Here is a 13,002-nt window from a genome sequence, read left to right as displayed (position 1 = left end):
ATTTATATTTCCTGCTTATGAAGATTTCTGTACCTGAGCTTTGCATCCGGCACGGCTCTCTCATCCATGCCCTTTAAAACAAACGTGAGCTTGTACGGATCAATGGTGCCGTCCTCTGCAATTTCTCCAACAATCACCTTTTCCACAATACTCTCAAATACCACTCTGTCAAATTCATCAAGAATATTAGCATTTTTGAGCTTTGTCCTGATTGCTTTCATTCTGCCTGAAATGTTCTTCTGCGATAATGCATTCTCTGCGAACAACTGCCTTTCTTCCTCGCACTTTTCTAACTTACGTTTTAGTTCCATGTACTTATCGTCATAAGCTTCCTTTGTAATTTTATCATCGAGATACATGTCAGTCAATTTCTTTCTCTTCTTCTCAAGAGTTGAAATTTCCTTTTCCACACGCTTTAACTTCTCTGTGCTTTCATCTTTTGAAACAGAAGCTTCCAATGATGTAAGCACTGTTTCAAGCACATCATCAAAATTCTCTGATAACAACTGAAACATCTCTAGAAACGCATTCTCTATGATGACCTCATCTATCGCCTTGCTGTTCGGACAGTTTGCAATTCCTTTATTGGCTGCTGTCCTACATTTCCATACAGGCTTTTTATGTTGTGTATCCTGATGATGGGAACGCCTTGTGAGATTCGTACCGCAGAAGCCACACTGACACATACTGCTGAATGCATACTTTCTGGCATACTTGGTTCTTGCCACATCAGAAACATTTTCATTCGTATGATACCGGCTTTCACGGATTTCCTGTGCCTTATTCCATATCTCTTCAGAAATGATTGCTTCATGGTGATTTCTAGTATAATACTTGTTAGATTCTCCACGATTATCCAACCGCCTCTTAGAAATAGGATCAACCGTATAAGTCTTTCCCATAAGTAAATCACCTTTATACTTCTCATTCTTAATTATGCCTCTGACACCACTGTCCGTCCACTTGACCTCGCCTTTTTTGTTAACTTTTCCAAGCCTTGTAAGCTCCTTTGCAATCGTGTATGCACCATAACCCTGCACATACAAATCAAAAATCATACGGACTATTTCAGCTTCCTTTTCATTGACGGTAATACTTTTATCTTCCGGATGATAATCATACCCCAAACAACCGTTAAATCCCATCAGTTCTCCTCTGGACATTTTCATCTGAACCCCCATAGAAACATTCTGTGATAAGGATTCCACTTCATTCTGTGCAAGTGCCGATATAAGTGATAACTGCATTTCACTTTCCATCGTAGATGTGTCGATGTTTTCTTTTTCGAAAATAACCGTTACACCCTTTGCCTTCAGCATTCTTGTATAGGAAAGTGTATCTACAAGATTTCTTGAAAATCTTGATACTGACTTCGTAATCACAATATCAATCAGATCATTCATACAGTCATCAATCATGCGTAAAAACTCGTCCCTCTTATTTGTCTTTGTTCCTGTAATTCCCTCATCGGCATATATGCCCACAAGCACCCATTCCTTATTTGCAGATATCTTGTCCTGATAATATTTCTTCTGGGATTTGAAACTCTGTAACTGTTCCTCGCCATTGGTGCTGACTCGCACATATGCCGCCACTCTTTTTCTTGTAATGGTAAGCGGCTTTCCCATAAGTCTCCGGTCTCTGATAACAGGACCTTCACTTTTCTTTATTACTTCTACCTGCTTTTCTTCCATGCAAAAATCTCCTTTCCCAAAATCAATCTGACTCTATAATTTGATGTTTTCCTGAACAACGTTCCGAAACAGTAGCAGCAACATGTATTACTGCTACTGCTTATACTCTATATCAAAAATAAAATGTTAACGAATGTATGGTCATGCAGTCATAAAACTGATTACACCATATTCTCCCATAATATGAATTTTCGTTCTGTTGTACTCATCTTCTGTGATCAATCCCTTACGGAAAATCCAGCCGAGTACCGCAAGTTTCTTTGCTAACTCCAACTCTTTCACCATGTGTAAACACCCCTTTCTATAATATTTGACTTATCACCTTCTTTCCACATAACTGCTGTGATAATCTCCGAATTATTGGCAAGATAAAGTTATTCTGACTTTCTACATATCCCATGCTGTCAGTCTCACAACTGACCTTTAGTCCCCTGATATTCATCATGACCTGTGGGCTACTCCTGCTCGAGTTCCTTTCCCACCCTTGACGGAAGTGTCTTCGCCCGCTCTGTTTTTCTTATAAAAAATAACCTTGCCGGCTCTGTTGACATGAGATAAAGTTCATTCAATTTTCAAGGTGCAATACTGCCTCCACCTTCAAAGTTCTTGTAGAACATTTGTTTGTTTCGTGTTATAATCATCGTAACCGGTTTTCCATTCATTTGGCTTTACCCGGTTCCGATTTCATGGGATAATGATACCAACGAAAAGCATAGAAAAATATTGACGGCAACTTGACCATCAGTTGCCAAAAAATATCAAAATTGAGATAAAAATGAAATCAATCATAGATTGATAGATGAAATGAGGAATATATTTGAAGAACAGACTTACCTTTGCGAATGTGATAAACATTCTGATTGAGAATAAAAAGAAAACATACCCGCAGCACCAGCTTATCTTCGACCTGTTTTCCGTATATCTCGGAAGCAGAAATGCCGACGATACGATATATTCAGAAGATAATACCATGTACAGCCGCTGGTGCACCGGTGCCAGACCGATACCCATGGAGATACTGCGTACTTATGAAGATGATAAGAACTTTGATGTGATGGAAGATGGTTTCCGAGACGAAATTATCCCAAATCTTATCAACGAATCCCTCGCACGCACCCAGATGGAAGAACTGGTATGTGACAGTATACCTGTCATCGGAAGTAACAAAGTAGCAGAGCTTAATGCCATGAAAGATAATGCTGCATTTTTCACACAGGTCGTACGATATGCAATACTCTCCGACCATGAACACAGTGGGCAGTTCTCACCTGACTTATCAGATGACTTATTGAACTGCCTGCTTCCTTCTGTTACAAAGGAATTTACCGGAAGAAAAGAGGAATTAAAGGAATGTGCAAAGCTTTTACAGGATAACAACGTTGTATTTATAAATGGAGTTGCAGGAATTGGTAAAAGTGAATTTACAAAATGCTATGCCAGAAAGAACCAGAAAAAATATACCAATATCATCTATATGTACTACTCCGGCAGCCTGAGACAGAACATCATACAGATGGACTTTACCGATGACACAGATGATTTTTCTGAAAATGTCCTCTTTGAAAAGCATTATACCAGGTTAAAGAAACTGCGTGGTGACAGCCTTATCATACTGGATAACTTCAATGTACTTCCAAAGGATGAACCACTGTTCAAAGAATTTGCACAGAACCGTTTTAAGCTACTCATCACCACCAGATGCCATCTAAAAAACTATCCTGTTCTCACATTAACAGAACTGGATAAAGATACTGAATTGACAAAACTTTTCCTTAAGCACTGCCCTTCTGCAAAAAATGATGCATACACTGTATCAAAAATCATTGACACGCTACACTGGCATACACTGACCGTGATACTTGCGGCACTCTCCCTTTCTGCAAGCGGTATGGAAGCAGATGAACTGCTCTATGAATTACAGACCTGCGGGCTTAATCTGTCCTCCGGGGAAGATGTGGAATTATACAAGGACGGAGATTATACGGATGGACTTATGACAGAACACCTGCGTAAGCTGTTACAACTTGGTAAATTGTCCAACTCCCGATTGGACATTCTGCGTAACCTTTCATTGCTCCCATTATCCGGTGTGCTGAAAGCATCTTTTAAAAACTGGCTAAAACTAACAGACCTTAATGATGTAAATTACTTAATGAAATATGGTTTTATCAATGACGATTCTGAAAACCGTACCATCAGTCTGCATCCTCTGATACAGGAAGTCGTACTGCTTGAGACGGCACCTGCTGTATCAACCTGCCGCACACTCATAGACAGTCTTCATCTTATCTGTCTCGTACATGGACTGGAGGTAAGAAAGCCTCACAATGTGATTGATTCCCTGATCAGTGTTTCAGAACACATTATCATGGATGAGCCTGCCGTTTTTCTTCTCTTCTTACAGGATATGTTCCCATACCTGGAGAAATATCTTGTGACAGAGTACTTGCCAAAGCTGGTGGCACGAATGGAATATGCTATGAAACAGATAAACTATTCTACTGAAAATGTAACCCTCTGCGACAGAGCATTGCTCTTAGACTACAAGGCAGAATTATTCTATATGAAGAAAGAATATGCCAATGCCTTAAAGAAAAGACAGAAAGCCATCTCCATAATGGAAACCCTGCATACTGATAAAGCAGACCTGCGTACTGCAAGTCTGCTCTCTAATCTGTATAATAATCTTTCCAATGTGTATCTGATGATGAAGAATCCAAAGGAAACTGCCAATGCCTTAAAAACTGCCATAAACATCCGCCGGGAATATGCACATCTTGGACTTATTGAATCCCACGATATGCTCCAGCAGATGCTGAACCTTTCCAATATGCTCGTTCTCTCCAAGGAAAATGAACTGGCATTGCAGGTACTGTCAACTTATGAGGCTCTTATCCTTGAACATGAAGGCTCACACTCCTTTGATTATGGTATTTGTGAGCTTATGCATGGTGTCATTGCACTGTCTGATGGCAATGCGAAGGAAGCCGAAACCCGCCTTCTTTCTGCCGAATCCATTATTGATGATACTATGGGATGTGACAATGATTATATGAAATCTGTGTATCGGTATCTTCATAATCTTTATACAAGATGGAAGAAACCGGAACTGGCGTTGGAATATAGGAATAAATATTTAAGTATCTGATATCCTTTGTTTTACTAAAAACGCCTTAAAAATTACAAATATTTCAAGCCTTCCTAAAACCATTCCTACAATTTCAATTAAAAGACATATTGTCGAAGTATTGAAATTAGTTACTCCGATAGAAAGCCCTACGGTTCCAAGAGAGGATGCAAATTCAAATGCGCCCTGGACCAAAGTACACCCAGAGAAAAAGGTTAAAAGCACTGTACCCAATATATAAATCAATATATAACATCCTGCATAAGTTGATGCCTCCTCTATCTGTTCATTCTCTAACAATTCCTTTTCTGTTCCCTTGTGATAATAGGTAAGTAGGACAGTTCTATCCGGCACCATCTTTTTTCGCACATTCCGAACAAGATTCTTCATTAAAATACACACACGTGCCAGTTTAATTCCACCCGCAGTAGATCCTAATCCTCCACCAATTATCATAAGAAGAATCATGACTGCAAGAGCACTCTCTGACCAGCCACTATAACTGCAGGTTGCATACCCGGTTGTCGACAATGCAGAAAATGCATTGAATATCGAGAGACGCAGTCCTTCTCCTATCGTTTTTCCTCCTGCCACTAAAAATCCCGATAGAATAGGGATAGTAATTAAAATAAGCCCTCCTAAAAAACGCATTTCACTTGACTTGCAAAAATCCCTGATTCTACCCTTAAACAGCAGAAGAAGCAATGAAAAATTTGTTGTACCAATTAACATCAAAATGACAGTAATACATTCAATTGGCAACGAGTTATAGTATCCAATACTGTCCATTCTATTAGAAAATCCACCTGTAGATAATGCACACATAGTATGTACAACACTATCAAAAAAAGGCATTCCAAATATGGTATAAAATGCGGTGCCAATCAACAGAAAGAAGCCATACATAGTACCAATTACCTTTGCTGTCTTACCGATATCCGGCATCAATCTGTCTGGATGCCCTTCTGCCTGATACAATACCGCAGAATCCTTTTCCTGCACGAAAAGAAGCATTGTCATAATAAACCCAAGACCACCTACATATTGCAAAAATGCCCTGTAAAACAAGAATATATGCGGAAGTTTTTCTACATCAAGCACAGAAAGCCCGGTTGTAGTAAAGCCACTGACCGATTCAAACAGAGCCTGCACAGGTGTAACATCTCCATACATAAGAAACGGAACTGCAGCCAGAAGAATTCCATAAAACCATGAAAATACAACAAGACGACTGCTATTACTAATCTGTTTCCCATAACGACATACAAACAAACCTGCCATAACAGACAAACATGCGGGTATCAAAAAAATAACAGACAACTTGGCTTCTCTAGGATAGAATAGAATCACGATAAGCGGAACAAGTAATATCATACCTTCCAGTACCATCATCTTACCGGCAATCGAATTGCTTGCAATTGAAGTCTTTTCATGAGTAATCAACTTTTGTCAACTCCTTTATTTCGTTAAGTTTATTCTTGTCTGAGGTAATCATGAGCAATACATCTCCTTCTTTTACACTTGTATCTCCTCTTGGAATTAAACTCTGATCACCTCTTAAAATACAGCCGATAATAATCTCTTTCGGAAGATTTAGTTCCCATAGCTTCTTCCCTATTAGTGTAGAATTATGTAAGATTGCCGTCTCTGCAATGTGAAGTCTTCCCTCCTCAAGCGGAATCATTTTCATCATTTCATCCATAAGAGCATTTTCTTCCATAATATTGGTAATCATGTTTAATGCACATACCACCCGGTCAATTCCCATCTGGTAAAAAAAATCTGTTTTTGACGGATCATTTAACATGGAAACCGTCTTTTCCACATGAAAAAATTCCTTACACATTTCACAGATGATCAAATTTGTTTCATCGCTTCCGGTTAAAGCAATCGCCACCTGACAGGATGCTGCATCAGCATCCTCCAATATGAATTTTTTACTTCCATCTCCATATATCACATTCAGCTTATTAAGTTCTGCAAGTTTTTCACAATCCTCATAATTTTTATTGACTACAGTTACACGATAATCTTTTTCGAGGAGCGAATTAGCAAGTGATCTTGCTTCATCAAATCCACCTACTATCAAAATACTCTTTTTTTTCTTTTTATTTCCCCACATAATCCCGTCCTCCTATCTGAATATAATCAGCAATTTCTTTCTCAGATAACCTGGTCGGACAAATAGTATCAATTCCCATTCCCGCTACAAGAGATATTTTTTCTTCGTCATAAATTCGTGTTACCACTTTTTCTATATGAAATACCTTTTTTGCAATCTGTGCTGCACAAATATTTGTGCAGTCATCATCTGTCACTGCAATAAATACTGTTGCCTTATCTATTTCTGCCGCTTTCAATCTTTCCAAATCTGTTACACTTGCAGCCAGCGTCAATCCTCCAAAAGATATAGGTAATTTACGAAAAGATGTCTTGTCACGGTCAATAATCATAACATCTTTTTTTTGCTCCGATAGCTTACCTGCAATGCTTGCTCCTAAACGCCCACAACCTGCAATAATTGTATAGCTTTTTTCCATAGGCTTATCCTCCTTTAATCTCTGTCTGTATTATAATTTTTCTTCTGTCAGAATGGTGTGGGAATCATCGCATCGGTGTGTGAATGTTGTGAGAATTCTTTGTCTATGTGAGAATGTTGTGAAAAAGTGTGATTCATGCAAGAAAGCTGTGAGAAATATATCTTACGATATTCTCAAAGAAATAAAGTCGGGCAGTGAACAACTCACTGACGTATCCATTTAATATATTCCCACTTTTCCATACAATAACCAATCTGAATATGTATACATTTTCTATGACCTCCTTTTTCAAAAAGATAGTTCCACTTTGCTTTTTGAATATCTGTTACAAATTTAAACGTGTATTAAGAAGGCACTTTCCTATGTTAAGAACTTTTAAACTATTGAATTATATCTTTACTTTCGTACAAAATGACCAACATGATGCTCATCATAGACTAATTCAAACTGCTGATCATTTTTAACCGGACAATCCTCTTCCGTAAAGGCACATTTTCCTGTTGGATATATCTGCCCATACTGTTCCATGTTATACCGTGCAGGAACATAAGTAGGATCCAGTGCATAAGCAGCACGAAAATGCTTCATGGCAAGTATATGGTTTGATTCCTTCTCCATTAAAATTCCCATCAAATTATGCGGAATTGCCCAATGAGGATTTTCTGCCATAGCAGTTCCTATTTCTTTTTGACATTGTTCAAATTTTCTTTGTAAAATCAATTTCCTACATCTTTCTTCCAATGTATTACTCATGTCACATTCCTCCTTTGCTCTACCTGTATTATAATTTGTTCCTTGTCAGAATAGTGTGGGAATTGCCTTATGCCTTGTGAGAATTCTGTAAGAATGATAACCATGTATAAAAATGATGTAAAAAAAGCAGATAACCTTAAAACATATGATTTTAAGATTATCTGCTTTTTAGATTAAATGAAGTTTTTATCTTTACTTGTCTCTTTCCCTCATACGGTAACCAATACCGATTTCTGTCTGTATATATTCTGGTTTTGCAGGATTATTCTCAATCTTTCTTCTGGTTGATGCCATGGCAGAACGTAAGACCTGTGTATCTTCACCATAACCATCTCCCCAGATTTTTTGTAGAATTGTATGGTATGTCAGCACTTTACCCGGGTTTCTCATAAAAAGATACAAAAGGTTATATTCCATTGGCGTCAGATGTATCTCCTGTCCGCATTTATATACAATATGCTTACCATTATCCAAGCATATATCTCCGTTGGTGTAAACTGCATCATCAGGCATCTGTGCTTCTTCCTTTTGATTCATCCGATAGTAATGTCTCAGGGCAACCCTGATTCTTGCCATTAACTCAGTAGCAGAAAATGGTTTTGTCAAATAATCATCTGCTCCATCATCAAGAGCTGTTACTTTCTCCTTGTCCTGATCTCTTGCTGAAACTATAATAATTGGCACACCAGACCATTCCCTGACTTTGTGTAAAACATCCATACCGTCCATATCCGGCAGCCCCAGATCAAGCAGGATTAAGTCTATGTCCTTTCTTATCATACATTCAATCGCTTCTTTTCCACTAGGCACCGCTGCAACTTCAAATCCTGCATTTTCAAGTGTATATACCATAAAATTCTGAATTTGTATGTCATCCTCTACCACAAGTATTTTTTCCTGAATCATTGGCTTTCTTCCTTCTTTCTTCACAATTATTCTTCCTGAACAGATACCGGTAGTGTAAAGATAAACTCAGCACCCTTACCATCTTTCCTGTTTCTTCCGGTAATCGTTCCGCCATGAGCATTCACAACTGTTTCGCAGATTGTAAGTCCAAGTCCAATCCCCTTTCTGACATCTGCAGCTCTTGTCTTTGAGGTATAAAAAATCTGGAACAGATTTCCTTCATCCTCCTTCGCAATCCCTTCTCCTTCGTCCTTGACTGTCACCTGTGCCTTGTCAGGCAAATAGCTTACACAGACTGTAACCGCTTCCTCACAAGTAGTGTGCTTTACCGCATTATCCAACAGATTGGTGATTACCTGTTCAATCAGCTTCGCATCCATAGGAACCATTCTAAAATCTTCCGGTATCTCAACCTGTATTTCCCTGTCAGGATAATTTTTTTCTATGTGTGCCACCGCACATGCAATAACCTCTTCCAGTGCCTCCATTTCTTTATGTACTAATATCTTTCCATCCTGCAATCTTGTCAAGCTTAGTATATTTTCCACCAATGATTTCAACCAGTCCGCATCCTGATAAATGCCTTTTAAAAGTTTCTGGCGATTATCATCCTTTTCGGTCATATCCATTAACATTTCCGCAGAACCCATAATTCCGGAAAGAGGTGTGCGCAAATCATGAGAAATTGCTCTGAGAAGATTTGCTCTCTCCCTTTCTCGTTCCATCCGTTGTCGGTCTCTTACTCTTTCAATGGTAATCTCAATACGTTCCAATGCAAGAGAAATATTTTCAATCATGGAATGAATCAGTTTCTTATTCGAGGAAAGTTCTTCTTCTGATACTTTTCTGTCAATCATGATAACTGCCAAAAGTCTGTTCTGCCCGTTGACCGGAAAGGTCCAGCTTTCCTCATTCTCCAGATATTCTGTTCGTAGATTTGTAAATTTTCTACGGATTTCATCAACATCTGTAACACTTCTGTGGAGCTGCTCTTTTTCAAGCTGCTGAATATAGATTGGTTCTGCCTGTTCTCCTACATAGATACATCCTACATTTACCTGTAATAATCTACTCATACTCTCCACCGCTATCTTTATTACAGCTTCGATATCTGCTGCATCAGAAAGTTTGCTGGAAAGCATATAGAGTGTCTGACTCTCCATACCTTTTCTGGTAGCTTCCATTGTCATCAACTTTTCCTTTGTCGTAAGTGCACTAGTAATCAGTGCTGTAATCAACATGATACAAAAGGTTATCATGTAGCTCGGATCATTGACTGCCAGAGTATGATAAGGTGCCGTAAAAAAATAATTAAAACATAAAAGACACACGACTGAGGACAGAATCCCATAAAAATAACCTTTTGTAAAACGTGCCACTAAAAGTACCGCAAAGATATAGATTACAACAATGTTTGTTTCGGGAAATCCCGACTTTACAAACAATATTCCTAGCAGAGTTGCACCACAAACAACTGCCAGTAATTTTGCTATATCAATAATCCACAGTACATATTTCTTGTGATTATCCAAAAAAACACCTCGTTTCATTTGCAATAAACCTTTTTCAGTATACCATAAATCTTTTCTGTTTTGTACTGAAATGAATAATCAGTAGTTTGGATATACAAATTTAATTTACTTTCTCTTATCTATTTCCCCTATCCTTTCGTTTCTCAAAATTTCTAACCCTTTCTGTTCCCCACAGTTTCTTTCTCGCCTCATACTCCTCCAAAAATTCATCATACACACTCATCTTATACCGCATACTACGCATCGTATCCTTATCATAGCCCATTCTTTTTTCGTACATTCGCAGTTCTTCCATAACATCCGCGGTTGGCTCCGGAAGTATTTTCACACGTTCCTGCAGCGACATCTTTTTATAATCCGGCTCTATGCTCTTAAGATTTTCCCTTTGTACACTCTTTGTTTCTTTATTCTCACATTGAACTGTGTCAGCAGCCTCTGCTTCCCCCTGCCATTCCCTGTTAAACTGCTCAAATGCAGCACCATAGAAAATATCTTCATCCTCTTCGCTGATATCTTCTTTTTCGCAGAACCGGTCAAAACCTTCATAAATACTAATGTCTTTCTCCTGATTTTCGTTTTCCGGCTTATCTTCCCGGATTGTTTCTTCCGCCTCTTTCTCCCACTCATCATAATCATGAAAGCTTCCTTTCATTTGCTCAATATCTGCTTCAATCCGCTGATACTCTATTCGCTTTTTTTCCTTCTGCTCCAAATATGCTTTGATTCCTGCGGCTGTAAACCTCTCACCAAGTCTCTTGCCTCTGACCGAAACAGGCTCTCCGTTTTTCTTTCGTCTGTACGGAAGAGAGTAGGAGATTGTGTTACCACGCAGCCTCACATCCAACAGAAAATGTTCTTTTACATAACGGATCACATCCTCCAGTGTCTTTGTTTCCGGACAGTTCATTGCAATTCTAAGGTATATCTTCATCTCTTCCCGGAATGATAACTTTTCTCTCTTTTTCATCTGGTATTCCGCAAAGCTACATTTCTCACGGCTCTTATCCTTTACATAGTAAGTATCCCTATAAGAATGTGTCAATCCATGCTCCCTGCACTGTTCTCCAAAAAATCTGCACATTTCCTTAAGTTCTGCCGGTCCTCTGCGAAATGACTTTCCATCTCTCAGGTTACAGTTACTCACCAGAAAATGCACATGAATATGCTCAGTATCTGTATGCACTGCAAATAATACCTCATAGCCTTTTGACCAGAAAAACTCTCTTGCAAACTCTTCTGCAATTCTGTAGGCATCTTCATAGGTAAGTTTACCGTTATCATCCGGATGGAAGGATAGAGACAGCTTCTGTGCCAGAATCTCCTTCTGTTTATAGCGGCTGTACTTCTTATCATGCATTTTTCTTGTCATAAGCAGACTGTTGGAAAAATTATCCCTGTTACAACCAAATGCATTGTAAAGATGATTCTGCGTCTTCACCACACCGTCAGCAATCTGTTCTTTTCGCCTTCCAAGAATATAATCGTCTGCACTTTTTAGCTGTGCCACAGATTTACAATAGCTGTAATTCACATTTACATTTCCGTATACTTCACCCATAATCCAGCTCCTTTCCCTGCCCATTTATATCAGTTTCTCCGATATTTGTAGCAGCTTGTCTTCTATCTTTTTCAGAAAATAATTCGTCGCTTTGAAGTTACTGTCAGAAAACATTTCTGCATACATATTGACAACATGTGCAATCTGATTGATATTCACCCCCTGCTTCTTCAGTTCATGCACTGCCTCAGCCAGCAACTCCCTGACTTCCTTTAACGTCACACCGTCCACTCTTTTCCCCTCATTTACATCCAAAAGATATCCTACAAAATCAGCATTTCCTTTATATCCGCTTTCTTCCTTCTGTTTTTCAAATCTGCCTTTCAGCCTCCTGTCCGCACGTACATAAATAACCTCGTCCTTTGTTCTGTTCGCCATAAAATCCCTCCTCTCTGGTATATAAAATGGCAAATGACATTCTGTGCAAGCACAATGTCGCTTGTCGGGCTTTTGCTACAAAAAAGGAAGCCAGACACATTGCTATTCTGCACTATGTCAGCTTCCTTCTTTTATCTGTACCTTTATTCTATTTCTGTATCTCAGTATTGTTATAAATGCAGCCACAGTCTGTAACTTGAACCGCATACTAATTACAACATGTTTACCTACACTAAAGTGGCTATAAATCCGGTTTCTACCGGCTTCACAATCAATGATAATCATAGCTTACTGCTTTTTAAAATCGCCCGTATTTTCTCCTGATGCTACATAATCTGTTCTGCTTATAGCCACTTGTTCTAAACTTAGCTACACTACAATAACATAAATCATCCAGCCATAGCCATATTTAAGTTGTACTATAACCTTTTTCCGAAATTCTCCGCAAGCAGGGCACATCATCCACACAGATCAGTCCGCTGCAAAGAACGCAGCAGACTTCCGAAAGACTGTC

The 13,002-nt window shown here is 38.8% G+C and carries 11 protein-coding genes; 1 reads left to right on the top strand and 10 read right to left on the bottom strand.

Annotated features, from left to right (window positions below):
• Positions 1-2: 2 nt before the first annotated feature.
• Complete coding sequence (locus tag FYJ75_RS06540; RefSeq protein ID WP_154429665.1) at positions 3-1,694, bottom strand: recombinase family protein; 1,692 nt, start codon at positions 1,692-1,694, stop codon at positions 3-5.
• Between the two features lie 141 nt (positions 1,695-1,835).
• Positions 1,836-1,979, bottom strand: coding sequence for a hypothetical protein (locus FYJ75_RS14300; RefSeq protein ID WP_195838957.1), 144 nt, complete (start codon positions 1,977-1,979; stop codon positions 1,836-1,838).
• Between the two features lie 532 nt (positions 1,980-2,511).
• Between FYJ75_RS14300 and FYJ75_RS06535 the strand changes: the two genes are divergently transcribed.
• A complete protein-coding gene (locus tag FYJ75_RS06535) occupies positions 2,512-4,842 on the top strand; it encodes a tetratricopeptide repeat protein (RefSeq protein ID WP_154429664.1) in 2,331 nt (776 codons plus the stop codon).
• On the opposite strand, the gene FYJ75_RS06530 is transcribed toward FYJ75_RS06535, so the two are convergent.
• The 8 genes from FYJ75_RS06530 to mobC all read right to left on the bottom strand — a co-directional run bounded on the left by FYJ75_RS06530 (position 4,831) and on the right by mobC (position 12,488).
• Positions 4,831-6,195, bottom strand: coding sequence for a TrkH family potassium uptake protein (locus tag FYJ75_RS06530; protein ID WP_235907026.1), 1,365 nt, complete (start codon positions 6,193-6,195; stop codon positions 4,831-4,833). The genes FYJ75_RS06535 and FYJ75_RS06530 overlap by 12 nt on opposite strands.
• 55 nt (positions 6,196-6,250) lie before the next feature.
• Positions 6,251-6,943, bottom strand: coding sequence for a potassium channel family protein (locus FYJ75_RS06525; RefSeq protein WP_154429662.1), 693 nt, complete (start codon positions 6,941-6,943; stop codon positions 6,251-6,253).
• Positions 6,930-7,361: a potassium channel family protein gene (locus FYJ75_RS06520; RefSeq protein WP_154429661.1), complete on the bottom strand. Its 432-nt coding sequence runs from the start codon at positions 7,359-7,361 to the stop codon at positions 6,930-6,932. The genes FYJ75_RS06525 and FYJ75_RS06520 overlap by 14 nt, the downstream gene beginning before the upstream one ends.
• A 396-nt stretch (positions 7,362-7,757) precedes the next feature.
• The gene (locus FYJ75_RS06515) at positions 7,758-8,114 is read right to left on the bottom strand and encodes a hypothetical protein (RefSeq protein ID WP_154429660.1); all 357 of its coding nucleotides are present in this window, start codon (positions 8,112-8,114) and stop codon (positions 7,758-7,760) included.
• Positions 8,115-8,306: 192 nt separating this feature from the next.
• Complete coding sequence (locus FYJ75_RS06510; RefSeq protein WP_331467487.1) at positions 8,307-9,044, bottom strand: response regulator transcription factor; 738 nt, start codon at positions 9,042-9,044, stop codon at positions 8,307-8,309.
• Positions 9,045-9,046: 2 nt separating this feature from the next.
• Positions 9,047-10,552, bottom strand: a complete 1,506-nt coding sequence (locus FYJ75_RS06505; protein WP_195838956.1) for a DUF4118 domain-containing protein — start codon at positions 10,550-10,552, stop codon at positions 9,047-9,049.
• Between the two features lie 115 nt (positions 10,553-10,667).
• A complete protein-coding gene (locus FYJ75_RS06500) occupies positions 10,668-12,110 on the bottom strand; it encodes a relaxase/mobilization nuclease domain-containing protein (RefSeq protein ID WP_195838955.1) in 1,443 nt (480 codons plus the stop codon).
• A gap of 24 nt (positions 12,111-12,134) precedes the next feature.
• On the bottom strand, positions 12,135-12,488 hold the full coding sequence (mobC, locus tag FYJ75_RS06495) for a plasmid mobilization relaxosome protein MobC (protein ID WP_154429657.1): 354 nt from the start codon (positions 12,486-12,488) through the stop codon (positions 12,135-12,137).
• Positions 12,489-13,002 lie beyond the last annotated feature (514 nt).

The sequence above is a fragment of the Roseburia porci genome, from assembly GCF_009695765.1.
GTDB lineage: Bacteria > Bacillota > Clostridia > Lachnospirales > Lachnospiraceae > Roseburia > Roseburia porci.
The sequence above is the reverse complement of the archived record's forward strand: the minus strand, read 5'-3'. Positions and strand labels throughout refer to the sequence as shown.

Bases quoted from the DNA above. Each gene is read 5' to 3' on its own strand.
- FYJ75_RS06540 (WP_154429665.1), bottom strand. From the start codon at position 1,694: ATGGAAGAAAAGCAGGTAGAAGTAATAAAGAAAAGTGAAGGTCCTGTT.
- FYJ75_RS14300 (WP_195838957.1), bottom strand. From the start codon at position 1,979: ATGGTGAAAGAGTTGGAGTTAGCAAAGAAACTTGCGGTACTCGGCTGG.
- FYJ75_RS06530 (WP_235907026.1), bottom strand. From the start codon at position 6,195: ATGATATTACTTGTTCCGCTTATCGTGATTCTATTCTATCCTAGAGAA.
- FYJ75_RS06525 (WP_154429662.1), bottom strand. From the start codon at position 6,943: ATGTGGGGAAATAAAAAGAAAAAAAAGAGTATTTTGATAGTAGGTGGA.
- FYJ75_RS06520 (WP_154429661.1), bottom strand. From the start codon at position 7,361: ATGGAAAAAAGCTATACAATTATTGCAGGTTGTGGGCGTTTAGGAGCA.
- FYJ75_RS06515 (WP_154429660.1), bottom strand. From the start codon at position 8,114: ATGAGTAATACATTGGAAGAAAGATGTAGGAAATTGATTTTACAAAGA.
- FYJ75_RS06500 (WP_195838955.1), bottom strand. From the start codon at position 12,110: ATGGGTGAAGTATACGGAAATGTAAATGTGAATTACAGCTATTGTAAA.
- mobC (WP_154429657.1), bottom strand. From the start codon at position 12,488: ATGGCGAACAGAACAAAGGACGAGGTTATTTATGTACGTGCGGACAGG.